At 58.1% G+C, this 24,803-nt stretch carries 27 protein-coding genes and 1 tRNA gene; 16 read left to right on the top strand and 12 right to left on the bottom strand.

The window, feature by feature from the left end; genetic code table 11:
• The first annotated feature begins 4 nt into the window (after positions 1-4).
• The 3 genes from JSY17_RS18470 (at position 5) to JSY17_RS18480 (ending at position 3,753) form a co-directional block, all read left to right on the top strand.
• Positions 5-1,333, top strand: a complete 1,329-nt coding sequence (locus JSY17_RS18470) for a S41 family peptidase (protein WP_117183141.1) — start codon at positions 5-7, stop codon at positions 1,331-1,333.
• 3 nt (positions 1,334-1,336) lie between these two features.
• Positions 1,337-2,119, top strand: coding sequence for a divergent polysaccharide deacetylase family protein (locus tag JSY17_RS18475; protein ID WP_200999113.1), 783 nt, complete (start codon positions 1,337-1,339; stop codon positions 2,117-2,119).
• A 143-nt stretch (positions 2,120-2,262) separates the two neighbouring features.
• A complete protein-coding gene (locus JSY17_RS18480; protein ID WP_206402702.1) occupies positions 2,263-3,753 on the top strand; it encodes a trypsin-like peptidase domain-containing protein in 1,491 nt (496 codons plus the stop codon).
• A 4-nt stretch (positions 3,754-3,757) separates the two neighbouring features.
• Here the strand turns inward: JSY17_RS18480 and JSY17_RS18485 are convergent, their stop codons facing one another.
• The 9 genes from JSY17_RS18485 to JSY17_RS18525 all read right to left on the bottom strand — a co-directional run bounded on the left by JSY17_RS18485 (position 3,758) and on the right by JSY17_RS18525 (position 10,526).
• Entirely contained in the window at positions 3,758-4,513 is a 756-nt protein-coding gene (locus tag JSY17_RS18485) for a substrate-binding periplasmic protein (RefSeq protein WP_122370606.1), read from the bottom strand.
• A 119-nt stretch (positions 4,514-4,632) separates the two neighbouring features.
• Complete coding sequence (gene hisF, locus JSY17_RS18490) at positions 4,633-5,403, bottom strand: imidazole glycerol phosphate synthase subunit HisF (protein WP_025262438.1); 771 nt, start codon at positions 5,401-5,403, stop codon at positions 4,633-4,635.
• Positions 5,404-5,486: 83 nt separating this feature from the next.
• Positions 5,487-6,230 carry a 1-(5-phosphoribosyl)-5-[(5-phosphoribosylamino)methylideneamino]imidazole-4-carboxamide isomerase gene (gene hisA / locus JSY17_RS18495; protein ID WP_200979510.1) on the bottom strand — a complete coding sequence of 248 codons (744 nt, stop codon included), beginning with the start codon at positions 6,228-6,230 and terminating at the stop codon, positions 5,487-5,489.
• An 84-nt stretch (positions 6,231-6,314) separates the two neighbouring features.
• Positions 6,315-6,578, bottom strand: coding sequence for a DUF2164 domain-containing protein (locus JSY17_RS18500; protein ID WP_025262440.1), 264 nt, complete (start codon positions 6,576-6,578; stop codon positions 6,315-6,317).
• A gap of 5 nt (positions 6,579-6,583) precedes the next feature.
• Complete coding sequence (gene hisH / locus JSY17_RS18505; RefSeq protein ID WP_117167468.1) at positions 6,584-7,222, bottom strand: imidazole glycerol phosphate synthase subunit HisH; 639 nt, start codon at positions 7,220-7,222, stop codon at positions 6,584-6,586.
• Positions 7,222-7,815, bottom strand: coding sequence for an imidazoleglycerol-phosphate dehydratase HisB (hisB, locus tag JSY17_RS18510; protein WP_025262442.1), 594 nt, complete (start codon positions 7,813-7,815; stop codon positions 7,222-7,224). Before hisB ends, hisH begins: the two co-directional genes overlap by 1 nt.
• 175 nt (positions 7,816-7,990) lie before the next feature.
• On the bottom strand, positions 7,991-9,199 hold the full coding sequence (locus JSY17_RS18515) for an amino acid aminotransferase (protein WP_206402700.1): 1,209 nt from the start codon (positions 9,197-9,199) through the stop codon (positions 7,991-7,993).
• A gap of 27 nt (positions 9,200-9,226) precedes the next feature.
• Entirely contained in the window at positions 9,227-9,850 is a 624-nt protein-coding gene (locus JSY17_RS18520; protein WP_117167466.1) for a YitT family protein, read from the bottom strand.
• 211 nt (positions 9,851-10,061) lie between these two features.
• Complete coding sequence (locus JSY17_RS18525) at positions 10,062-10,526, bottom strand: Lrp/AsnC family transcriptional regulator (protein ID WP_232849536.1); 465 nt, start codon at positions 10,524-10,526, stop codon at positions 10,062-10,064.
• Positions 10,527-10,704: 178 nt separating this feature from the next.
• Between JSY17_RS18525 and JSY17_RS18530 the strand changes: the two genes are divergently transcribed.
• Complete coding sequence (locus JSY17_RS18530) at positions 10,705-12,090, top strand: amino acid permease (RefSeq protein WP_200999114.1); 1,386 nt, start codon at positions 10,705-10,707, stop codon at positions 12,088-12,090.
• A gap of 65 nt (positions 12,091-12,155) precedes the next feature.
• On the opposite strand, the gene JSY17_RS18535 is transcribed toward JSY17_RS18530, so the two are convergent.
• Positions 12,156-13,817, bottom strand: a complete 1,662-nt coding sequence (locus tag JSY17_RS18535; RefSeq protein ID WP_117167463.1) for an OFA family MFS transporter — start codon at positions 13,815-13,817, stop codon at positions 12,156-12,158.
• A gap of 258 nt (positions 13,818-14,075) precedes the next feature.
• Between JSY17_RS18535 and JSY17_RS18540 the strand changes: the two genes are divergently transcribed.
• The 12 genes from JSY17_RS18540 to JSY17_RS26210 all read left to right on the top strand — a co-directional run bounded on the left by JSY17_RS18540 (position 14,076) and on the right by JSY17_RS26210 (position 24,050).
• Positions 14,076-14,480, top strand: coding sequence for an acetyl-CoA sensor PanZ family protein (locus JSY17_RS18540; protein WP_117183134.1), 405 nt, complete (start codon positions 14,076-14,078; stop codon positions 14,478-14,480).
• A 98-nt stretch (positions 14,481-14,578) separates the two neighbouring features.
• Positions 14,579-16,807, top strand: coding sequence for an AsmA family protein (locus tag JSY17_RS18545; protein WP_206402698.1), 2,229 nt, complete (start codon positions 14,579-14,581; stop codon positions 16,805-16,807).
• A 14-nt stretch (positions 16,808-16,821) separates the two neighbouring features.
• Positions 16,822-17,889, top strand: a complete 1,068-nt coding sequence (gene mutY, locus JSY17_RS18550) for an A/G-specific adenine glycosylase (protein ID WP_117186065.1) — start codon at positions 16,822-16,824, stop codon at positions 17,887-17,889.
• Positions 17,886-18,158, top strand: coding sequence for an oxidative damage protection protein (locus JSY17_RS18555; protein WP_025262451.1), 273 nt, complete (start codon positions 17,886-17,888; stop codon positions 18,156-18,158). The genes mutY and JSY17_RS18555 overlap by 4 nt, the downstream gene beginning before the upstream one ends.
• Before the next feature lie 102 nt (positions 18,159-18,260).
• A tRNA-Phe gene (locus tag JSY17_RS18560) sits at positions 18,261-18,336 on the top strand.
• 444 nt (positions 18,337-18,780) lie between these two features.
• Entirely contained in the window at positions 18,781-18,990 is a 210-nt protein-coding gene (locus JSY17_RS18565) for a DUF4258 domain-containing protein (RefSeq protein ID WP_232849542.1), read from the top strand.
• Complete coding sequence (locus JSY17_RS18570; RefSeq protein ID WP_117183130.1) at positions 18,987-19,424, top strand: helix-turn-helix domain-containing protein; 438 nt, start codon at positions 18,987-18,989, stop codon at positions 19,422-19,424. The genes JSY17_RS18565 and JSY17_RS18570 overlap by 4 nt, the downstream gene beginning before the upstream one ends.
• Before the next feature lie 164 nt (positions 19,425-19,588).
• Positions 19,589-19,720: a YHYH domain-containing protein gene (locus JSY17_RS18575; protein WP_117167457.1), complete on the top strand. Its 132-nt coding sequence runs from the start codon at positions 19,589-19,591 to the stop codon at positions 19,718-19,720.
• A gap of 27 nt (positions 19,721-19,747) precedes the next feature.
• Positions 19,748-19,984 (top strand): hypothetical protein, encoded by a 237-nt coding sequence (locus tag JSY17_RS18580; RefSeq protein WP_117167456.1) that lies wholly within the window; start codon positions 19,748-19,750, stop codon positions 19,982-19,984.
• A 316-nt stretch (positions 19,985-20,300) separates the two neighbouring features.
• Positions 20,301-21,629, top strand: coding sequence for a methyl-accepting chemotaxis protein (locus JSY17_RS25865; RefSeq protein ID WP_206402694.1), 1,329 nt, complete (start codon positions 20,301-20,303; stop codon positions 21,627-21,629).
• Between the two features lie 145 nt (positions 21,630-21,774).
• Complete coding sequence (locus JSY17_RS18590) at positions 21,775-22,260, top strand: hypothetical protein (protein WP_206402692.1); 486 nt, start codon at positions 21,775-21,777, stop codon at positions 22,258-22,260.
• 164 nt (positions 22,261-22,424) lie between these two features.
• Positions 22,425-24,050, top strand: coding sequence for a methyl-accepting chemotaxis protein (locus JSY17_RS26210; RefSeq protein ID WP_206402690.1), 1,626 nt, complete (start codon positions 22,425-22,427; stop codon positions 24,048-24,050).
• A gap of 81 nt (positions 24,051-24,131) precedes the next feature.
• Here the strand turns inward: JSY17_RS26210 and JSY17_RS18600 are convergent, their stop codons facing one another.
• The gene (locus JSY17_RS18600) at positions 24,132-24,470 is read right to left on the bottom strand and encodes a type II toxin-antitoxin system RelE family toxin (protein ID WP_206402688.1); all 339 of its coding nucleotides are present in this window, start codon (positions 24,468-24,470) and stop codon (positions 24,132-24,134) included.
• The gene (locus JSY17_RS18605) at positions 24,439-24,708 is read right to left on the bottom strand and encodes a type II toxin-antitoxin system Phd/YefM family antitoxin (RefSeq protein ID WP_206402686.1); all 270 of its coding nucleotides are present in this window, start codon (positions 24,706-24,708) and stop codon (positions 24,439-24,441) included. The genes JSY17_RS18600 and JSY17_RS18605 overlap by 32 nt, the downstream gene beginning before the upstream one ends.
• Positions 24,709-24,803 lie beyond the last annotated feature (95 nt).

Here is a 24,803-nt window from a genome sequence, read left to right on the forward strand (position 1 = left end):
AGACATGCTGCATTTGTCCCGCCTCACCTCGCTGACCCTGGCTATCGCCATCGTTATTGGCTCGCCTCTGGCCCTGGCTGCCGAAAAAGCCACGCCAGCACCAGCGCCAGCAGCTGTCGCGCCCGCCAACGCCAAGGCACCGCTGCCGCTCGATGAGCTGCGCACCTTTGCCGAGGTCATGGATCGGGTCAAGGCCGCTTATGTCGAGCCTGTGGACGACAAGACCCTGCTGGAAAACGCCATCAAGGGCATGCTCAGCAACCTTGACCCGCACTCGGCCTATCTCGGCCCGGAAGACTTCCAGGAACTGCAGGAAAGCACCAGCGGCGAGTTTGGCGGCCTGGGCATCGAGGTCGGGATCGAAGACGGTTTCGTCAAGGTGGTTTCGCCCATCGACGACACTCCGGCATCCAAGGCCGGCATCGAGGCAGGCGACCTGATCGTCAAGATCAACGGCGCACCGACTCAGGGTCAGACCATGCAGGAAGCGGTCGACAAGATGCGGGGCAAGATCGGCGAAAAGATTACCCTCACCCTGGTTCGCGATGGCGGCACGCCATTTGACGTGACACTGGCCCGCGCCACCATTCAGGTCAAGAGCGTCAAGGCGCAGATGCTGGAGAACGGCTACGGCTACATCCGCATCACCCAGTTCCAGGTCAAGACGGGCGACGAAGTCGGCAAGGCACTGGCCAAGCTGCGCAAGGACAACGGCAAGAAAATGAGCGGTCTGATCCTGGACCTGCGCAACAACCCGGGCGGCGTGCTGCAATCGGCGGTGGCCGTGGCGGATCATTTCCTGACCAAAGGTCTGATCGTGTACACCAAGGGCCGCATCGCCAACTCCGAACTGCGCTTCTCCGCCGACCCGGCAGACGCCAGCGAAGGCGTGCCTCTGGTGGTGTTGATCAACGGCGGCAGCGCCTCGGCCTCGGAAATTGTCGCCGGTGCCCTGCAAGACCAGAAACGCGCCATCCTGATGGGTACGGACAGTTTCGGCAAAGGCTCGGTACAGACCGTCCTGCCGCTGAACAACGACCGCGCCCTGAAGATCACCACGGCGCTGTATTACACGCCTAACGGTCGCTCCATTCAGGCTCAGGGCATCAACCCGGACATCGTTGTGCGCCGCGCCAAGGTCACCAACGAAGCGGACGGCGAGAACTACAAGGAAGCCGACCTTTCCGGCCACCTGGGCAACGGTAACGGCGGTGCCGACAGGCCGACCGTCAAGGGCGGCGCAGCGGCCAAGGCGCGTCCGCAGGATGAAGACTACCAGCTCAATCAGGCGCTGAGCCTGCTCAAAGGCTTGAGTATCACCCGCGGCAACTAAGGCATGCGTTTTCTCTCATGCCTGTTGCTGGCTCTCTCGCTGACCGGTGCTGCCCACGCGGCACCCGACGGCGAGAAGGCCAGGCCGTCCGCCATCTATCTGAGCCTGATCATCGACGATCTGGGCCAGAACCCCGCCCGCGACAGCCGTACCCTCGCCCTGCCCGGCCCCGTGACCCTGGCGATCATGCCCGATACGCCTCATGCCACCGAATTCGCCCGGCAAGCCCACGCTGCCGGCAAGACGGTCATGCTGCATATGCCGATGGACCCGGCGACCGGACCCTATGCCTGGCATCCGGGCCTGCCCTTGCCGGAGCTTGAAAGTCGCCTGAACGCCGCCCTGCTCAAGGTGCCTTATGCCGCAGGCATCAATAACCACATGGGCAGCCGCATGACCAGCGAACCTGTGGCCATGGCCTGGCTCATGGAGGAGTTGCAGCGCCGCCACATGTTCTTCGTCGACAGCCGCACCAGCGCCAAGACCGTAGCCGCCGCAGCAGCGCAGCGTATCGGCCTGGCCAGCGTGTCACGGGATGTATTTCTGGACGACGAGCGCACAGCCGAGGCCATTACCCGGCAATTGCAGATCGCGATCAAACTGGCCCACAAACAGGGATCGGTGGTCATCATCGGCCACCCCTACCCCGTGACCCTCGATGTGCTGGAGCGTGAACTGCCCAAGCTCAAGGCGCAGGGCATCGAATGGATCGAGTTGCGTCACATGATCAGCGAGAGAGGCAACAGGGCCATGGCAGGGCACGGCAAGGAAGGCGTTTACCGCTGATTTCTGGCCTGACCGGCTTTGATTTTTCCACTCGGGCTGTAGGCTTCGCCTGCTTTGAATGCCCCTCGTTATGACTGCCTTGATAACAGCATCAGCCCCCGCTTAAAGGGACTGATCACTACACCTGTTATCAAGGAAGAATCATGAATCTGCGCGTTTTTGCTGGCACCTGTTGCATCGCCAGCCTTTTGCACTTGCCCACGGCCATGGCTCAGGCCCCCGGCGAAGGCCTGGTTTCCCTGGCCCCGTCAAAAGTGTTGCTTGAAGCAGATGGCCATAGCGCTCACTGGAACGGAATCGGCCGCATAAAAAGTAAAAAAGGTCTGGATTGCACCGCAACCCTGATCGATACGCGCAGCCCCGACAGCCCGGACGACGCACCAGCCTACCTGCTTACCAGCGGCCACTGCATCTCTCGACGCAACGGGCTGATCATCATCGACACTGAAATCGAGGGGACCGTCCAGTTCAACTTTTTCACCGACAGCATCCCACGCAGCTACCCCTTGAAGCAGGTCCACTGGAGCAGCCTGCAAGGCGTGGATCTGGCGATTGTCGAGCTGCAGCCGACACTGGCATCGCTGATTGCTGCCGGCATCCGGCCACTTCGACTCGCCAAGCAGATGCCGGAGGATGGCCGCAACATCCTGTCGATTGGTGCCCCGCTTTATCTCGGCACAGGTCATCTGCGCATGGCCGCGTGTGTTCATCAGTCTTCAGGAGTAATCCTGCATCAACCTTGGGTATGGCGGCACACAGTCAGCAATCAGTGCAAGGACATCAGCCAAGGCTCATCCGGCAGCCCTTTGCTGATCCGTGATACCGGTGAGGTGTTTGCCGTCATGAATCTCACCAACCAGCCATCGCCGGAGGGCTCTGCGGTAAAGAATGAAACGACATTACCACCCGGTTTTCCGCCCCAGGCTGCTGGCACTAACTTTGGCAGCCCGGTCACCAGCCTGAACGAGTGCTTCATTGATGGCGTACTGAATACCGATCCCGATCAGTGCAAACTTTTTCCTGTGTACTCGATCACCTTTGAAAAACCGCCCAGACACTATGCAAAGGTCAGGCTGGATGCCTTGGGCAATGAGGTCTATCCCACATGGGACCTGCAGTTCACAGTGGATAAGCCTTTGTATCGATACAAGAAGGTCGACTCGGCCCTGCAATGTGAGAATCCGGTGGGTTACAGCGGCACGATAGCGTCCGGCAATGCCCGTATCGATGACCCGATAGACGCACGGCTCGGAATCAACTGGTTATGTATCGTCGGCGTCTCGTCAACCGACGAGCGCCCCGGCCCCGGCATGATGCGCAACGCCCTGACACTGGCGGTCGAGTTGCAGGCAGCCGGCCCCACAAGCGCCCCGAAGATGCATATCGAGAAAAACCGGTTCGGCGCTCATCAAGTCACGTGGCTACTTGAGCCAGGTTTGATTGATTACTACACCGCGAAGATCGGCCCACCCGCGACCACGAACTGCACAGACCCGCAAGGCTTCAAAAGACGTCTGGGCAGCGAACTGATGCTGCGCAAGAAATCACTGCCGGTAAAAATCTGTACCTACGCCCATGATGTCAACGGTCAGCGCTCCCGTGTGCGCGAGGACCTTGTGTCGGCGACCGAATGAAGTGTTATTGATAACGCGCCTGAACCTTGTCCACCCAGCCTTCGGCGCGCATGTCATCCAGTTGCTTTTGCAGACGTGCGACAACGTCATCGGGCGTGTCCTTGTTCAGCGCCAGAAACAGCTCGGCCGTATGGAAGCGCAGAACCGTTTTCAAACCCGTAATGCCTTCCTGCCTGGCCAGATAACGGCCAACAGGATCGGCAGTGGCCCACAGATCGATCTGGCCATTGGCGAGTTTTCGGGCGTTGTCCTGGTCACGCAGCATCAGCACCGGGCTGAAGCTCTTGAGGATCAAGCTCTGGGCAACCGCATCACCTTTATAGGCGCCAACCTGATAAACCTTGGCCTGTTCCAGGTCGGTCAGGGTGATGGTGCTGTCCTCACGGGCCAGCATGACCCAGTCAACCGGACCGAGAGGGCCAACCCATTTGAAGAGTTTTTCCCGCTCGGGCGTGCGCACGGTGGAAAACACGCCATAGCCGCGCTTTTCCAGCGCCAGCTTGTAGATGCGCTCCCACGGAAAACGCAGGGTCAGGTTGTAGCTGATACCGGCACGCTTGAACATCTCGCGCACGATCTCGACAGCGATGCCGTCGAGGTTGTTTTCCTGAGCGAAGTTCTTGCCGTCCACCGCCATGTTGTAGGGCGGATAGTTTTCGGTCAGCAGCACGATCGAAGGCGTCGACGCATCACTGCCCCGGGCACTGAAACTCAGAAGAGCGCTGGCGCCCAGTAGTGCAAGAAAAAGACGTTTGAACATATTTCGGCACTCGAGCATGACAACCCCGTGCAGAGTGCCGCTATACCATGACAGTGTCTAGCGATGTCGCTGCAACCAGACGGCTCATGACAGGCGAGCAAGGGCTGCCCGCCTGCAAATCAACGAACGACGATACCGCGCTGAGCCATGTAGGCCTTGGCTTCAGGCACGGTGTATTCGCCAAAGTGGAAGATGCTGGCAGCCAGAACAGCGCTCGCATGTCCTTCAATGACACCCGCCGCCAGATGCTCCAGGTTGCCGACACCGCCGGAAGCAATCACCGGAATCCCCAGCGCATCGCTGATGGCCCGGGTGACGCCCAGGTCGAAGCCGTTCTTCATGCCGTCCTGATCCATGCTGGTCAGGAGAATTTCACCGGCACCCAGGTCTTCCATCTTTTTTGCCCACTGCACGGCGTCCAGACCGGTCGGCTTGCGCCCACCGTGGGTGAAGATTTCCCAGCGCGGGGTTTCACCGGGCAGGGAAACTTTCTTGGCATCGATGGCGACCACAATGCACTGCGAGCCGAAACGCGAGGCCGCTTCACCGACGAACTCGGGGTTGAACACCGCCGCCGTGTTGATCGAGACCTTGTCGGCACCGGCGTTCAACAGGTTGCGAATGTCCTGCACGGTACGCACGCCACCACCGACAGTCAGCGGAATGAAGACCTGGCTGGCCATGCGCTCGACGGTATGGAGCGTGGTATCACGGCCATCGACGCTGGCGGTGATGTCCAGAAAGGTAATCTCGTCCGCGCCCTGCTCGTTGTAGCGACGAGCGATTTCCACCGGGTCGCCCGCATCGCGGATGTTTTCGAACTTGACGCCCTTGACCACTCGACCGTTGTCGACGTCCAGGCAAGGGATGATGCGTTTGGCCAGAGCCATGGGATTATCTCCGATAACAGCAGTTGCGAGCGGCAAGTTTCAAGCCGCAAGACAAAGCAGATGCCCAGCTTGCGGCTTGCAGCTTATGACTTGCGGCTTTCCAGGTCGCAAAGCGCCTGGGCCTCAGCCACATCCAGCGTGCCTTCGTAGATCGCGCGGCCGGTGATTGCACCGATGATGCCCGGAGCCTTGGCGTCCAGCAGGGCCTTGATATCGCCCAGGTTGTGGATGCCACCCGAAGCGATGACCGGAATGCGGGTCGCGGCGGCCAGCGCGGCAGTGAACGGAATGTTGCAGCCCTGCATCATGCCGTCTTTGGCGATGTCGGTATAAACGATGGCCGAAACACCATCGGCCTCGAAGCGCCTGGCCAGATCAATGACCTGCACAGTGCTGACTTCAGCCCAGCCGTCGGTGGCGACAAAACCATCCTTGGCATCCAGGCCAACGATCACTTTGCCAGGGAATGCGCGGCAGGCTTCAGCCACGAACTCTGGTTCCTTGACGGCCTTGGTGCCGATGATGACGTAGCTCACACCCGCCTTGACGTAATGCTCGATGGTTTCCAGCGAGCGAATACCGCCACCGATCTGGATCGGCAGTTGTGGATAACGCTTGGCAATGGCAGTGACGACTTCGCCATTGACCGGCTGGCCTTCGAACGCACCGTTCAGATCGACCAGATGCAGACGGCGGCAGCCACCGTCGACCCATTTGGCAGCCATGCTCACCGGATCATCGGAAAACACCGTGGAATCTTCCATGCGGCCCTGGCGCAGGCGTACACAGGCGCCGTCTTTAAGGTCGATCGCGGGAATAATCAGCATACTTTTTCCTTCGTCAAAAGAGCGGCAAGCTTCAAGCGTGCGTGTCTATCAAATTCAGTTCTTGCAGCCTGAAGCCTGAAGCTTTCAGCTGCTCTTTTCGAGCGACCACAGATCGCTTTCGATGCTCTCGAAGCGCTCCTTGAGGAGCTGCTGAGCATCGAAAACCGCTCGGTTGTAATAGTGCGGGGCAATCTCGCTGGTAAAGAACTCAAGCACCTCGGCCACTTCAAACGACCCCAGATCCATTTCAAAGCGCTGGGCGAACAACCGCTTGAGCTTGTCGATGGCCTGCTGCTCCTGTTCAGGAGTGAGGGTGAGAATCGGGGCCTTGGTTCTGGCTTTACTCATGGCGATTACCAGCGACCGTCCCAGGCCACGAAGTTCTGCAGCAATTGCAGGCCATGGGTATGGCTCTTCTCGGGGTGGAACTGCACGGCAAAACGCGAGCCGTCAGCCAGGGCTGCGGCGAAATCGACGCCGTAATGCCCGCTGCCCACCACCTGACGCGGGTTGGCCGCCTGGATATAGAAGCTGTGGACAAAGTAGAAGCGCGCCCGGTCCGGGATGTCGTGCCAAAGCGGGTGATCCACCGACTGGGTCACTTCGTTCCAGCCCATGTGCGGCACTTTCAAGTGCTCGCCCTGCTCTTGCAGGTCCTTGCCGAAGAACTTCACCTGGCCTGGGAACAGGCCGATGCAGTCCACGCCGCCGTTCTCTTCGCTGCGATCGAGCAAGGCCTGCATGCCGACACAGATGCCCAGGAAAGGACGATCCTTGCTCACTTCGCGAACCAGTGCATCGAACTCCAGGCGGCGGATCTCGGCCATGCAGTCGCGAATCGCGCCCACCCCCGGAAACACGATGCGATCGGCTTCGCGGATCACCTTGGCATCGCTGGTGATCAGTACACGGCCTGCGCCCACATGCTCAAGCGCCTTGGCGACCGAGTGCAGGTTGCCCATGCCGTAATCGATGACAGCAACCGTCTGCATCAGAGCACACCCTTGGTCGAAGGCATTTGCCCGGCCATGCGCTCGTCCAGCTCGACCGCCATGCGCAGGGCGCGACCGAAGGCCTTGAAGACGGTTTCGATCTGGTGGTGAGTGTTGGTGCCGCGCAGGTTGTCGATGTGCAGGGTCACGTTGGCGTGGTTGACGAACCCCTGGAAGAATTCCTGGAACAGGTCAACATCGAAGCCGCCGACCACGGCGCGGGTGTAAGGCACATGCATCTGCAGGCCAGGACGACCGGAGAAGTCGATGACCACACGGGACAAGGCTTCATCGAGCGGCACATAGGAATGGCCATAGCGACGGATACCTTTCTTGTCCCCGATAGCCTGGCTGAACGCCTGGCCCAGGGTGATACCGACGTCTTCCACGGTATGGTGGTCGTCGATTTCCAGGTCGCCTTTGCACTCGATATCAAGATCGATCAGCCCGTGCCGGGCGATCTGGTCAAGCATGTGCTCAAGGAAGGGAACCCCGATATCGAATCGGGCCTTTCCGGTGCCATCCAGGTTGATCGAGGCTTTGATCTGGGTTTCCAGAGTATTGCGCTCGACGGATGCCTTACGTTCGGCCATCACCAGCTCCGCAAAATCATTGGGCGAAAAAGGTGACCATTATAGGCCCAGATGCGGCCGGCATGAAGCAAACAGACGAGGGGAAGGCAAGATGATGGCCGTTTGTCGGAGTTGAGGGGGCAAAATCGATGATTTCACACCCCTCAGATCTACCGACACACACTTGTGGAGGGTTTTACGCAGGTTTTCCGGCAAACAGGCTGCCCAGCGCATCGCAGAACTTGCCGATATTGGCCTCGTTCAGCCCGGCCATGCATACCCGGCCACTGCGGATCAGGTACACGCCGTATTTTTCACGCAGCTCATCGACCTGCTCGGGGCTCAGGCCGGTGTAGCTGAACATGCCGCTCTGGCGAAGGATGAAGCTGAAATCACGGCTCGGGACTTTCTGCTCCAGTGCGCTCACCAGCTTCTGGCGCATGTCGATGATGCGCAAGCGCATGCCTTCCACTTCACTCAACCATTCGTCGCGAAGTTGCGGGGTGTTGAGCACACGGGCGACCACATTCGCACCATGGGCAGGCGGGCTGGAGTAGTTGCGACGCACGGTGGCCTTGAGCTGCCCCAGCACGTTGGTGGCCGAAGCCGCATCATCGCAGACGATGGACAGACCGCCGACCCGCTCGCCATACAGGGAGAAGATTTTCGAGAACGAGTTGCTGATCACCGTGGTGATGCCAGCGCCGGCCATTGCCCTGATCGCATAGGCATCTTCATTCATGCCCTTGCCGAAGCCCTGATAGGCGATATCGAGGAACGGAATGAGCTGACGGTCCTTGATCAGCACGATCAGGCGGTCCCACTGCTCCACCGACAGGTCGGCACCTGTGGGGTTGTGACAGCAAGGGTGCAGCAACACGATGCTGCGCGCCGGCAAGGTCTGCAGCTTGTTGAACATGGCTTCGAAGTTCACGCCACCGGTGCTGGAATCGAAGTACGGGTAAGTGTGGACCTTGAAGCCCGCACCACCGAACAGCGCAAGGTGGTTTTCCCACGTCGGGTCGCTGACCCAGACCTGGGATTCAGGGAACGCATATTTCAGGAAATCCGCACCGACCTTCAACGCCCCCGAGCCGCCCACGGTCTGGATGGTCGCCACACGGCCTTCAAGAAGGGCAGGATGATCGGCACCGAACAGCAGGGTCTGCACCGCCTCGCGATAAGGAGCCAGGCCTTCCATCGGCAGATAAAGAGAAGCGGCCTGCTCGCTTTCGACCAGTTGCTGCTGGGCGCGCAGAGCGGCGGCCAGAGGCGGAATGCGCCCTTCGGCGTCGTAGTACAGACCGATACTGAGGTTGACCTTGTCCGCACGCGGGTCCTTCTGGAAGGTTTCCATCAGCGACAGGATCGGATCTCCGGCGTAGGGCTCTACGTGGGCTAGCATGCGCAACAACTCCTCTTGTTTAGTGAATCAGGCCGAATAGCGATCGGATCGGTGGTTTTGCGCAATGATGAAATTCAGCAGCACGGCACCGACTATGGAAGCTACCAGAGTCGGCAGGCTGATGAACGTCAGGGAAGCGACAAGCACGCAAATATCCACACCCATCTGCAGCCAGCCTGCCTTGAAACCATATTTATCCTGAAGGTACAGCGCAAGAATATTCACGCCACCCAGGCTGGCGCGGTGCCTGAACAGGATCAGAAAGCCCACCCCCAGAATCAGGTTGCCCAGCACCGAAGCATAAAAGGGCTGCAACTGATCGATATGGATGAACAAGGCGTGCTGATCGGAAAAGAAGGATACCAGCCCTACGGCACAAAAGGTCTTGAGCGTGAACAGCCAGCCCATCCGGCGAAAGGACAGGTAATAGAACGGCAGATTGAGGGTGAAGAACGCAACGCCGAAAGGCACGGCAAAAGTGTAATGAAAAAACAGGGCAATGCCCGCCGTACCGCCCGTCATGACGCCCGCCTGACGCAGCATCAGCACGCTGAAGGAAATCAGGATAGTGGCAATGACCAGGGCAAATACGTCTTCCTGGGCCGAATGACGGGTATCAAGACGGTTGGGCACGGCGGTATGGGTTGTCATCAGGGCGCTCAGGCAGGATCGATGCAGGTGAATGACAGCGCTCTTGGTCCAACAGCGCCACGACTACTCACGATATGAGCACAAATCCTACACAAAGCGACCGATGTTAGCCAACAAATACAACTTCACGCACACTAATAACAACAAGAACAATATATATGCATCATTTACGCACACCAATAACACTTGTGTGCCATAACAGTGCAGCGCTTTATACTGTCACCACACTGTTTTCCTTAAGACGCTCCAGAACAACAGCCGTCTTTATATGCGCAACACTGTCGCTTGCAGTAATACACTCCATCAACTTGTTGAGACTATCGAGGTCGGCAACAGCGACCTTGAGCGTATAATCCGCGTCCCCTGTCGTCTTGTAAGCGTCGATGATCGAACTGAGGTCGGCAACCAGTGCCTGGAATATCTCCCGGCATTGTGTGTTGTGGCTGACCAGGCGGACTTCGATCATTGCCAGAACCTCGCGGCTCAGCGCTTGCGGAGCGATGCGGGCGTGGTAGCCAAGGATCAGATGATCCTGTTCCAGACTGATTCTGCGACGCGAGCATTGCGATGCCGAAAGCCCGACCAGATCGCTCAGCTCCTGATTGGTCAGGCGGCCATTGGCCTGAAGCAGAGTCAGGATCTTCAGGTCGAAGTCGTCGATTTCATTCATTTTCATTGAGGGCAATCGCTCGTACCAGAGAGTTCAGGCCGGGAAGCCTATCAGTTTCAAAGCATCAACAGCGACCGCCCGAAGTGCACAAGATAGATGGCACCTGTCTTGCAATCGAGGCCAATCGTAAAGCCAATGATGGCCATACCAGCCGATCCGTTATCAATACTTGCAGGGATTTTCAATGACCCAATCAACGCCGCCCGATCAACTGCATCGGGGTTTGAAGAATCGGCATATCCAACTGATCGCGCTGGGTGGCGCTATCGGTACGGGGTTGTTTCTAGGAATTGCTCATACCGTCAGCATGGCTGGCCCTTCGGTGATTCTGGGTTATGCGATTGCCGGCCTGATCGCATTTTTCATCATGCGCCAACTGGGTGAGATGGTGGTCGAGGAGCCGGTCGCCGGAACCTTCAGTCACTTCGCCAACAAATACTGGGGCAACTTTGCAGGCTTCATGTCCGGCTGGAACTACTGGGTCCTGTATGTGCTGGTCGGCATGGCCGAACTTACTGCGGTGGGCATGTACGTTCAGTACTGGTGGCCGGACGTCCCGACCTGGGTTTCGGCAGCCGTGTTCTTTGTGATCATCAACCTGATCAACCTCAGCAGCGTAAAGCTCTACGGTGAAATGGAGTTCTGGTTCTCCATCATCAAAGTGCTGGCCATCGTCGGCATGATTGTCTTCGGCGCCTATCTGCTGGCCAGCGGTAATGGCGGCCCTGACGCCTCCGTAGCCAACCTGTGGCAATACGGCGGGTTCTTTCCCAATGGGGTCGGCGGACTGGTGATGGCCATGGCCTTTATCATGTTTTCGTTCGGCGGCCTGGAGCTGATCGGCATCACTGCAGCCGAAGCGCAGGATCCTCAGCGCAGCATTCCACGCGCAACCAATCAGGTGATCTACCGCATTCTGCTGTTCTACGTGGGCGCACTGGTGGTTCTGCTGTGCCTGTACCCCTGGCAGAAAGTGGTGACCGGCGGCAGTCCTTTCGTGATGATCTTCCATGAGCTGGACAGCAATGTGGTCGCAACCGTACTTAACGTCGTGGTCCTGACGGCCGCGCTGTCGGTCTATAACAGTTGCGTCTACAGCAACAGCCGGATGATGTTCGGTCTGGCCAGACAGGGCAATGCGCCCAAGGCGATGCTCAAGATCAATGCCCGCGGCGTACCGGTCAATGCCCTGGCGATTTCGGCGCTGTCTACGGGCACCTGCGTACTGATCAACTACCTGATGCCGGAACAGGCCTTCAAACTGCTGATGGCACTGGTGGTATCGGCTCTGGTACTCAACTGGGTCATCATCACCATTACCCACCTGAAGTTCCGCAATGCCAAGCGTCAGGCCAACGAAACCACGCTGTTCAAGAGCTGGGGCTATCCGGCCACCAACTACATCTGCCTGGCTTTCCTGGTCGGTATTCTGGCAATCATGCTGTTCACACCGGGCATCAGCATTTCGGTGTACATGCTGCCGGTCTGGCTGATCGCGCTGGGTGTAGCCTACGCCATCAAGTCCCGCAGCACACCTGCTGCCTTCGCGGACGAATCGGCCACCCGATAAACGCAACAGGCATAAAAAAAGCGCTTGCACGTCCTGTGCAAGCGCTTTCTTTTTAACCGACTGTTTTAGTGAAACAGTACGGCTGTCTTTTGCAGGGTGACCCACACGCCCCACGCCAGAGGAACGCCGACCGCCAGCCAGGCCAGAATGACCAGTGGCTTGCTGCCTTCAGATGCTTTCCACTCCAGAGAAGTGGTTGGAACAGCGTTCTTGTCATGGCCGATGGCTTGCTCGGCAGCCAGTTCGGCATCAGTCATGAAGTACTTGTCGGCAACCGGACGAATCAGCAGGTTGCAGATGAAGCCCAGGACCAGCATGCCAGCGAGGATGTACAGCGTGATGTCGTAGGCTGCAGCGCGGGCAACGCCGTGGCTGAGCTGGTATTCACGCAGGTAGTTGACCAGCACCGGACCCAGTACACCGGCAGCAGCCCATGCGGTCAGCAGACGACCGTGGATTGCACCGACCATTTGCGTACCGAACAGGTCGGCCAGGTAGGCAGGAACGGTCGCGAAACCACCGCCGTACATCGACAGCACGATACAGAAGGCACCCACGAACAGCGCGATGCTGCCGATGTGGCTCAGGGTAGGAACCGATGCATACAGCACGAAGCCCAGGGCAAAGAACACGAAGTAAGTTGCCTTGCGACCGATGTAGTCGGAGCACGAAGCCCAGAAGAAACGACCACCGATATTGAACAGGCTCAACAGACCGGTGAAGCCTGCCGCGATGGCAGCAATGGCTTTCAGTTGATCGGCATTCAGTTGGCTGAAGGTCAGATCATTGCCCAGCAGTTTACCGGCGAACACTTCCTGCAGCAGTGGCGAAGCCATACCCAGAATACCGATACCGGCCGAAACGTTCAGGCACAGCACCAACCATACCAGACGGAATTGCGGAGTTTTCCAGGCCACGCTGACGTGCACGTGACGATTGGTGATCATTGCGTTGCTGGCCTTCTTGGCAGGAGCAGTCCAGCCTTCAGGTTTCCAGCCAGTCGGTGGAACGCGATAGCCCAGAGCACCGCCGATCATGAAGATGAAGTAAATCACCGCCATCACCACGAAGCTCTGCCATACGCCAACGCTTTCAGCGGAAGCGAAGTAGCCCATCAGAGCGGTTGCCAGAGGAGCACCGACCATCGCGCCGCCGCCGAAGCCCATGATCGCCATGCCGGTCGCCATGCCGCGCTTGTCCGGGAACCACTTGATCAGGGTTGAAACGGGGGAGATATAACCCAGACCCAGACCGATACCGCCGATCACACCGGAACCGAGCCACATCAGCCAGATCTGGTGCGTGTAGATACCGAGCGCGGAGATCAGCAGACCGCCACACCAGCACAGAGCCGAAACCACACCGGCCTTGCGCGGACCTGCGTGTTCGAGCCAGCCACCCCAGATGGCAGCAGAGCAGCCCAGGAAGATGAAGAACAGTGTGTAGATCCAGCCCAGCATGGAGATCTGCCAGTCACAGGTCGACGAGAAGATCTGTGCGAAGAAGCCCATGTCAGGTGTGCAGGCAACCGGTGCCGAAATACCGATGGCCTTGGAAAGCGGCAACCAGAATACCGAGAAGCCATAAGCCATACCGATGCAAAGGTGGATTGCCAAAGCAGCGGGCGGAACCAGCCAGCGGTTGAAACCGGGCTTGGCGATGATACGTTCCTTGGACAAGAACGCGGGTTGAGCGGCAGCGCCGCCCAAAGCTGTACTTGTGCTCATTGTGATTACCCCCAGATGTGTAATGCTCGCAGGACTAATGCGCTGGCCCGCTCACAGTCTCCATGCCATACGGCCATGACTGTTTTATTGGCGGTAGTTCCAGAGGCGTGGCAAAAGGCCGCACCTGACCAGCGATGGCGAGAGACTAACACTTACCAAGGGCCGTAAGTATCTTGTTACATCAATTATTATTTCCACAATCCATGCCATCTATGAAGTAATAGACACAATCAATTGCAGACAGAGGAAACAGATAGAATGCCGGTCTTAGTTGGGATAATTAATTCCCCCACTTATCAGGATCAGGAAGATCTGCAAAAGATATATCGCGACGCACCGCAGTGGCTGTTTTCGCCCTTCAGCGATGCGGCGCAATTGATTGAAACAACCCTGAGTGACGGAACACTTCTGGCGGGACGCTTCAATGACCGGCTGCTGGGCGCTGCACGTCTGGAGCAGGCAGGCGATGTCTGGCGACTGTCGCATCTTTGCGTGCGTGCCCTCACCCGGCGGCGCGGTGTGGCAGAGCGACTGGTGGCTCATGCACAGAAATCGGCCCGCCATGCCGGTTGCGAACTACGCTTGCAGACAACCGCCGAGCTTCCTGAAGTCCTGGCCCTTGCGGCCAAGCTCAAGGTGCCGCTGGAAATCGCAAGAATCTGACCCCGCGCAGCAGCCCATGGCATCCAAGGCCCCCGACACTCGCCAGAGCGGTATACTCGTGGGCTATTTTTTGAACGATCGATAACAAGGACTCGCCCATGAAAGCGTTCGGCAAAATCCTGGGACTGTTTATTCTCGGGTTGTTGCTGATCATCGTGGCTCTCGGCTTCGCCTTGACCCATCTGTTTGATCCCAACGACTACAAAGACGAGATTCGCCAACTGGCACGCGACAAGGCAAACGTCGAGCTGACGCTCAATGGCGACATCGGCTGGAGCCTGTTTCCCTGGCTGGGCCTTGAGTTGCATGACGCCAGCGTCGCAACCCTGAGCGCCCCCACGACGCCATTTGCCGACCTGCAGATGCTCGGGTTATCGGTTCGTGTACTGCCGCTGTTGCGCCGCGAAGTACAGATGAGCGACGTGCGGGTTGAAGGCCTGAACCTGCGCCTCAACCGCGATGAAAACGGCCATGGCAACTGGGAAGACATCGGCAAGCCTGTCACCGCGACCACGCCGACACCCGAGCAGCCAGCAGGCACAACGCCTGTCCCGCCAGCGGACAAGACGGAAAGACCTTCGCGCCCCATCAAACTGGATATCGACAGCCTGACGGTCAACAACGCCCGGGTTGAATACACCGATGTCCGCAAAGGCCGGACCCTCACTGCAGAAAGCATTCAATTGAGCACCGGTGCCGTCCGGGAAGCCTCGGACATTCCGGTCAAACTCACGGCGTTCCTCAGCACCAACCAGCCGGTTGTACGCATCAGGACCGAACTGGTAGGCGACGTGCGTCTTGATCGCGCCCTCAAGCGCTATCAATTCGAAGATATGCGCCTGTCGGGCGAAGTCGCTGGCGAGCCCTTGCAGGGCAAGACCGTAACCTTCGCTGCCCAGGGGCAACTGCTGGTCGACCTCGCCGCCAACATCGCGGAATGGAACAGCCTCAAGATTTCCGCCAACCAGTTGCGCGCCCTTGGCGAGCTGCGTGCCCGCGATCTGGACAAGACCCCGCAGATCAGCGGCGGCCTGTCCATCGCCCAGCTCGATGTGCGCACCTTCTTCGACAATATCGGCCACCCGCTGCCAGCCATGGCTGACGGCGCGCTGAGCAAGGTCGAAATGGTCACCCGCCTGAACGGCACGCCGAACAGCCTGGCGCTCGAAGAACTCAACCTCAAGGTCGATGACAGTACCTTCACGGGCCGCGTCGCCATTGACGACTTCGCCAGGCAGGCACTGCGCCTGCAACTCAAGGCCGACATCTTCGATGCCGACCGCTATCGCCCGGCCGAGAGCGAAGAAAGCAAAGGCGCCAAGGCAGCGCGTCAGTCCGAAGTACAAAGCGGTGAAGCCGCCGCTCTCGCCGGTAACACGCCACTGCCGGACCAGCCTACCAAGGCCGCCTGGAGCACAGCCAAGCTGCTGCCTCTCGAGCGTCTGCGCACTCTCGATGTCCAGGCCGACCTGAACTTCGGCAAACTGACCCTCGACAAACTGCCTATCGACAATGCCGTGCTCACCACCCAGGCACAGAACGGCGTCATCAGCGTCGAAAGCCTGCGTGGCGATCTCTATAACGGCAACTTCGACATCAAGGGCAACCTCGACGCCCGCCAGGACATCCCTGTTGTCAGCGTACAGGCCAAGGCCAACAAGGTTCCGGTCGAGCGTCTCCTGCAAAGCCAGGGGCAGACACCTCCGGTCAAAGGCCTGATGAACCTCAACAGCGACCTGACCGGCAAGGGCAACAGCGAAAAAGCCCTGATCGACAGCCTCAACGGCACGGCCAGTTTTGTGCTCAACAATGGCGTGCTGGTCAACGCCAACCTTGAACAGCAACTGTGCCAGGGCATCTCGACCCTCAACCGCAAGACGCTCAGCGGCGAACCTCGCGGCAAGGACACGCCCTTCCAGCAGCTCAATGGCAACCTGACCATCCGCAATGGCGTGGCCAGCAACCCTGACCTCAAGGCGCGCATTCCGGGTCTGACCGTCAACGGCAACGGCGATGTCGACCTGCGCGTGCTGGGCATGAACTATCGCCTGGGCATCATCATCGAAGGCGACAAGAGCGAGATGCCGGACCCGGCCTGCGAGGTCAACCCGCGCTATGTTGGCATCGAATGGCCGATACAGTGCCGCGGCCCGCTGGAACTGGGTGCCAAGGCCTGCCGTCTCGACAAGGAAGGCATCGGCCAGATAGCAGCCAGATTGGCCGGCGACAGGATCAGCGAAAAGCTCGAAGAAAAACTGGACGAGAAGCTGGGTGACAAGGTCAATCCGGAACTCAAGGACGCCCTCAAGAACCTGTTCAAACGATGAGAGCCGATTCTGCAATGCAACCCGAGCAATTCTCCCAGGCAGTACTGAACTGGTACGACCGCCATGGCAGACACGATCTGCCATGGCAGCAAGGCATTACTCCGTACCGGGTGTGGGTGTCGGAAATCATGCTGCAACAGACTCAGGTCAGCACGGTGCTGAACTACTTCGACCGCTTCATGGAAGCACTGCCCACCGTTCAGGCACTGGCTGAAGCGCCGGAAGACGAAGTGCTGCATCTGTGGACCGGGCTTGGTTACTACACCCGCGCCCGCAACCTGCAGAAGACCGCAAAAATAGTGGTTGCCGATCACGGCGGCGAGTTTCCTCGCGATGTGGAACAACTCACCCTGCTGCCCGGCATCGGCCTGTCGACGGCAGGTGCCATTGCCAGCCTGAGCATGGGAATTCGTGCGCCGATCCTCGACGGCAACGTCAAGCGCGTCCTCGCACGTTACACCGCTCAGGAAGGCTACCCGGGCGAACCGAGGGTCGCCAAACAGCTATGGGCCACCGCCGAACGTTTCACGCCCCACAGCCGCGTGAACAACTACACCCAGGCGATGATGGATCTGGGCGCGACACTCTGCACTCGCAGCAAACCCAGTTGCCTGCTCTGCCCGCTGGAGCGTGGCTGCGAAGCGCACCTGCTGGGCCTGGAAACCCGCTATCCGGTCCCCAAGCCACGCAAGACCGTCCCGCAGAAGCGCACCCTCATGCCGATGCTCGCCAACCGCGATGGCGCGATCCTGCTTTATCGCCGTCCTTCCAGCGGTTTGTGGGGCGGTCTGTGGAGCCTGCCGGAGCTGGATGACTTCAACGACCTAAAGGACCTGGCGCTGCAGCACTCCCTGGAACTGGGCCAGCACCATGAACTGCCGGGGCTGGTCCACACCTTCAGCCATTTTCAGCTGAGCATCGAACCCTGGCTGGTACAGGTCCAGGAGTCTGCCCATCACGTGGCCGAAGCCGACTGGCTCTGGTATAACCTCGCCACCCCGCCGCGCCTGGGCCTCGCCGCCCCGGTGAAAAAGCTGCTCAAACGCGCGGCCGACGTATTGAATGCAGGAGAGTCGTCATGACCCGCACCGTAATGTGCCGCAAGTACAAAGAAGAACTGCCCGGCCTGGAGCGCGCCCCTTATCCGGGTGCCAAGGGCGAAGACATTTTCAACAACGTCTCGCAGAAAGCCTGGGCCGACTGGCAAAAACACCAGACCCTGCTCATCAACGAACGTCGCCTGAACATGATGAACGCCGAAGACCGGAAATTCCTCCAGACCGAGATGGACAAGTTCCTGTCCGGCGAGGAATACGCCAAGGCCGAAGGCTACGTTCCCCCCGAGAAATAAAGCGTTTCCAGCAATGAAGGTCGTAAGCGTCGGTAATAATTCAAATTTTTTTCAACATGACGCTTGACGACCTCCTGAAAAACACGTCTAATGCGCCCCGTTGCCCAGATAGCTCAGTCGGTAGAGCAGGGGATTGAAAATCCCCGTGTCGGCGGTTCGATTCCGTCTCTGGGCACCACTAATTAGATTCAGGTGGTGTCAAAGCCATCTGAAAAACAGAAACCCGCCTAGTGCGGGTTTTTTGTTGTCTGTGGTTTTTCATTGCCTCAGTCATGCAGAGCAGACCGCCGGAACGAAACGCGTAGGACACCGCCTCCTCGTAACGCCCACAAATCCCTTCCTTGGCTCAGAGCTGTCTTTATTCGCTCGCACGACAATCTGGCCGGTTTCCTTGCTGCCCCACAGACCTATAGTCCCACCTTCGAGAAGAAAGCTTCCAGTCGCACGACCGGACTTTCAATGAACTCAAAGGAGTTGTGCTTTAGCTATGCACAACCTATAAATATTATAGGTCGCTATGAAAACCGAGCCTTTATGGGCTAAGAAACAACTGGAGGATTTGGTACACGCCTTGGCACAGGAGTCTTCCAGGGTGGTATTTACCGATCATTGCCTTGAACGCATGGTGGAAAGAGGCATTTCCACCACAGAGGTCATACGCTGCCTCAGACGCGGAGTCATAGTGCGGGGGCCGACTTACAGTCACGCCCACATGAACATCGAGTTCAGGATGAGCGAACCCCCTCCACGGGATATCGTATGCGTCGTAGTCGCCCTCAGGCCTGAACCAGAACCAAGTCAGCTATTCACCATCACTGTCTGGGAGATATGAGAATGTACGAATACACAGGTAGCGGCCTGAATGGCATCTTCCTGAAAAATGGATACCGGGTCGTGGAAACGGCCTATGGAAAAGGCGTATCGATAGAGAATATCGAAGGACTGCACAGGGCAATTGCTGCTGATATCGTTCAGCAAGACTCGCCAATGACAGGCCATCAGTTCCGCTTCCTGCGCAAGGAGCAGGATCTGGTACAAGCGGAATTGGCAGGGATTTTACGGGTAGATATCCAGACCATCGCAAATTGGGAAAAACGTGGTCCCGAAGGGATTCCCGGCCCGGCAGATATTGCCATGCGCGGTCTGTATTCAGCCTACTGCCACATTCAATATGGCCCCTATCAGGTTCTGCGTTCGAGCATACCAACCGAAACCGCTACCTTCGCTCTGGACGGGGAGAACTGGGTAGAAGCCGTCGCCGCTTGATCACAACCAAGCGGCCATCGCAATTTTTCCTGTGTCCCCACACGTACCCTCCCGAATTTCCTGCCCACCCCAAACAAGCCTTTGCTATATTCGAGCAGCATCAAACGGCCAGCCCACCCGCTCAGGCGATGCGAACTCAGGGATTATCAGCAGAAGGATCTGTCATGAAGCTCACCACCCTCCTCCTCGCGGCACTTCTCGCTGCAACCTCTCTTTCTGCAATCGCACACGGCGGCCGGACCGACAAGCAAGGCTGTCATAACGACAAGAAAGCCGGCACCCGGCATTGTCATTGACTGCGACCTCGCGCCACGGAGACAGGCATGCCTTTGAACAAACCCAATCAGGACCTGCGTCGCGACCTGCAAGGCATCGCCTCCGATCTGAAATGGTCGGCGGTTGAACTGATGCGTATTGCGGAGCGGCTGAGCACTTCAGGCAATGAACCGGACGCCCAGGCCGTGCTGCGCATATGCAGCGTGATGCAGGCCGGCGAAGAGAAGCTGCAAGGCGTGACGAATGAAGTGTCACTGGGCAGGCTGGTGCGAGCTCGCTCCTGAACAGACGCGAATCGTGCTGCCGTCCCAAACTGTCGCCAGCAAGCTGCCTCCCACAATCACCGAACTGACTGGGCAGCAATTGAGGCAGTCAGAGCCAATTATTTAAATATCGATGGAACCGGACCGCGCCCTTTTCCACTCACTCCTAACCCCCATGATTGCCCCCACCTGACTCTACGCAAGCCACCACTGAAAATTGACGCCAACAACCCGCCTGCCCACTGATCCGAATCGTCCTGCAGCCTATTAATGCCGCGCTCCTGCGGGTCGATACCTTCGTGAGAGTCAGCATCTAAAAACAGCACTGGGGCAGGTTATGTTCGGGACAAAAATCAAAGCTGAACTGGCAGCCATGAAGGCCGAAGTTGATGGACTCAAGGGATTGATGGGGGCACTGGAGCGTTCAATGGCCGTCGCAGAGTTCGATCTGGACGGGAAACTCATCCGGGCCAACGATAACTTTCTGACCGCCATGGGCTATCGGGCCGAAGAGCTGACTGGCAAGAATCACCGCGAGTTCTGCTCGCCAGCACTTTCGCGCAGCAGCCAGTACAGTGAACTCTGGGTTTCGCTGCGCGCCGGGCGTTTTGTCTCGGGCACTTTTCAGCGCGTGGACAAGAACGGGCATGGCGTCTGGCTTGAAGCCAGTTACAACCCGGTACTCGACGCTCAGGGCAAGCCCTTCAAGGTGGTGAAATACGCACTGGACGTTACCCAGAAGGTCATGCAGGACAGCGAGTCTCGCGGCAAGCTGGCCGCCGTGGACAGGGCCATGGCCGTGTGCGAATTCGACCTCAACGGCAACGTGCTCACTGCCAACAATAACTTCCTGAATGTCATGGGTTATGCCCTGAATGAAATCAAAGGCAAACACCACCGTGGCTTTTGCGAGCAGGGCCTGGTCAACAGCTCGGAATATGGCGATTTCTGGCGCAGGCTGAACCAGGGTGAGTTCTTCAGCGGGCAGTTCAAACGCCTCGGCAAACACGGCAAGGTGGTCTGGCTGGAAGCGACTTACAACCCGGTCTATGACGCCGAAGGCAAGCTCTTCAAGATCGTGAAGTTCGCCAGTGATATCACCGAGCACGTGGAAAAACAGGAGGCCGACTCGCTCGGTGCTTCGCGGGCTTACCACATCTCGACCGAAACCGAAAAAGTGGCCGAGCAAGGCACTCTGGTCATTCAAGAGACAGCCAGAGAAATGCGCCAGATCGCAGACAGCATCGGAGCCTCTGCAAAGCTGGTGGGACAACTGGGCTCTCGTTCCGAGCAGATCACTGCCATCGTCAACACCATTCGCGGCATTGCGGACCAGACCAACCTGCTGGCCCTCAACGCGGCGATCGAAGCCGCTCGTGCAGGCGATCAGGGTCGGGGTTTTGCAGTGGTCGCGGACGAGGTGCGCCAACTGGCTGGCCGCACCAGCGGCTCAACGACGGAAATCGCCGACATGATCGGCAAGATCCTGAATGAAACACGCGAAGCCGTCGCCAGCATGGGCAGCACTCAGGAAGGCGCCATTCGGGGAGTAACCCTGGCCGATCAGGCTGGCCAGGTCATCATCCAGATTCGTGATGGAGCCAGCGAGGCCGTAGAAGCCGTCAGCATGTTTGCCACGCGATTCGACGGGGCCAGCAAGCCATAAGCCGTGACCGGTATCATCAGGTTGTATTTGAAACCCGCCTCGTGCGGGTTTTCATTGCCCGGCAAGCCACTGCACCTCTTGGTTATTGAGACCGTCTGGGGTTCAATGACCGCCTTGCCCTTATTGCCTGCCAAAGGACCCGTTCATGGCTTCGCCAGACAAACAGCAAAAACGTGCCAAGCGCGCCAAGATCAAAGCCAAGCAGAACCGCTCGGGCAAGTCGGCGCAGAATGTCGTGCACCCGGTGTTCGCCTCGGCTCTGGTGAATCAACCGTTCGACGACGTGCAAATCGACCTGAACACCTTCGACTTCCAGGACATCGTCGAAAACGGTTTCGACCCGGCCGACTACGAAGACCTGTTCGAAGCCATGAAGGCCGCCGAAGCCATCAGCCAGTTGGCGCTGTGCGTGGTTTTCCTGCAATACCCGGTTCTGGCCCTGGTGATCAGCGAAGAAGACGAAGAACAGGCCACCGACTTCATGATGGGCCTGCTCATCACCTACCGCGCCCTGTTCTACGATGAGGACGAAGACACCGCCGTCGACTGGATCGGCAGCCCGGCGTTCCAGGCCGATTACAACAAGGCCTCCGAACTGCTGATCAAACGGGACTCGAAAGGGCAGCGTTGAACAGCACAAAAACGTCATGTCCCCTTCAATAGCGACAAGATTGCTCTAAACGGCAGGTTTCATCTAAGACAGGCTTCAGCTTCCACCTGCAAATACGATATAGCTGCGTACGCGCCTGGTCAGGCGTCCCTCAACGCAGCATATCGAATGAATCTGGAGCGGGCATGTATTTGAGAAGCATGAAAATTGCCAAGCGTACCCTGGCCTGTTTCACACTTATGGTCGCCCTGGTCATAGGGCTCGGTCTTTTCAACATCCAGCAAATGGGCAGTATTCGCGCAGAAGGCCTGGAAATCGAAAACGACTCGATGCCGGGAATTGCTCTGGGCGACGACATCACCCTGGCATTTGCCAATACCCGCATCGCGATCCTCAGAATGATCTCGAGAAGCCCGGCCGAGATAGAGCAGGCCTACAACGAACTGCTCAAGGAAGAGGACAAGTTCTACAACGCGGTCAAAGCCTATAAACCACTTATCAATACCGATGCCGAGCAAAGCCTGATCTCCAGCATCGAATCGGCTTTTAAGGTCTATGTGGACGGCGCTGAGCGAGCCTACAAACTCATCAGGGACAACCAGCCGGACGCTGCTCGCCAGATCATCAGGGTTGAAATGCCAAAAAGCGCCGAAGCCATGGCCTCTGCACTCTCCAGACTGGAAAAGGTCAACGACGACGCTGAGGCAGAATCCAGCGCCAGTGCGACGGCGGTGTATGAAAGGGCCAAGACCATTTCCATTTCGGTGATGATTCTGGCGGTGCTGGCAACCGTTGCTCTGGCCTGGCGCCTGACACAGAGCCTTGCCACGCCCATCAACCAGGCCCTCAAGGCTTCGGAAGTCTTTGCCTCGGGAGATCTGCGTCCGATCGATGTGGACAGTCGTGGTGTAGACGAAGTCGCCTTGCTGCTGCAATCCATGGAGCGCATGCGCAAAAACCTGCAGGCCACTCTGAATCAGGTCGACGATGCGGCGCAACAGCTATCGTCCGCCACCAGTCAGATGAGCAGCCTGATGGCCAGCAGCAACGCCGATCTGGTCATCCAGAACAGCGAAATCGAAATGGCAGCCACTGCCGTGACCGAGATGAGCCAGGCCGTTGACGAGGTTGCGCGCAGTGCAGTGTCGACCTCGGAAGAGTCGAAGTCATCGTCACGTTCGGCACAGCAAGGGCAGGAAGAGCTCAGGCAGACCGTCAGCTCCATCACCGAACTGGCCAGAAATGTCAGCAGCGCATCGGAGCAGGCGCAGCAACTGGCGAGTCGTACGCTGGAAATCAGCAAGGTTCTGGAAGTGATTCGCTCGGTATCCGAACAGACCAACCTGCTGGCCCTGAACGCAGCAATCGAAGCCGCTCGCGCCGGCGATGCAGGTCGAGGCTTCGCCGTGGTCGCCGACGAGGTTCGGGCACTGGCACACAGGACCAATGAGTCGACCCAGGAAATCGAATCCATGATTGGCCATATCCAGCAAGGCACCAGGAATACGGTGTCGGCGCTGGAGGTCAGTACCGAGCAGGCTCAGCGCACCAAAGGCCAGGCTGAATCCGCAAACGCAGCATTGGCGATCATCGCCAACTCGGTGATGGTGATCGACGATCGCAACACCGTAATCGCCAGCGCATCCGAGGAGCAGGCACAGGTCGCACGGGAAGTGGACCGCAACCTGGTACGCATCCGCGACCTTTCGGCGCAATCAGCCGTAAGAGCGGATCAGACCAGCAGCGCAAGCCATGCCCTGGCGACACTGGCCACAGAACTGAACACCACCTTGCGTCAGTTCAAGTTGTGATCTTTTGCGGATGAGCGGATCACGCCCGCTCATCCGCGAACAGGCTACGCACTCAACGCAAATGCACTGCCTTGAATACCATCAATTGATTCTTTTTCTGGCCGCGTGATAGACGACCTCATTGTCACGTCGACCAACCGCAATCACGATGACAACAAGCTTGGTATCTATGACCTCATGAACCAGTCTGATGCCACTGGCCCGAAGCTTGATCTTGTAACACCCGGGCATATCCCGCAGCTTGTCAGCCTGGACCTTGGGCTCCAGCAATCTTGACCGCAGTTTTTTCAAGAGCTGAAGTTGAACTGCCTTGTCCAGATCGTCGTATTCTTTTTTGGCCTCTATCAAGAACTCAAGCGTATAAACTCCTGCGGCATGAGAGACCGACTTATCGCTTCTCTGCCTCGGCGATGAAGTCATTTATATCTACCTTCACAGTGCGGCCACCTCTGCGCTCTTTGATCTTGCGGGCAAGCGCAGCGTCATCGAGCAAATCAAGAAGCTCTTCATATCGTTCTGGCGAAAGAATGTAGAAAGCAGGCTCATTACGATTAAGGATCACCATCGGGTCGCCATTGCTTTCACGATAAGTCCCCATGGGATCTTTCTTGAGGTCAGTCACAGACGCAGCGACTTCCGCCAGCAGTGCGTATGCCATTGTTTCTCTCCTGTCGACCCAAGGCCGAGTCACATAATGGTGCCCAAAAAAGCACTTTAAAAAGTATATTTAAATATACACAAAAAACGGCCGTT

The sequence above is a fragment of the Pseudomonas capsici genome (genome assembly GCF_017165765.1).
GTDB lineage: Bacteria > Pseudomonadota > Gammaproteobacteria > Pseudomonadales > Pseudomonadaceae > Aquipseudomonas > Aquipseudomonas capsici.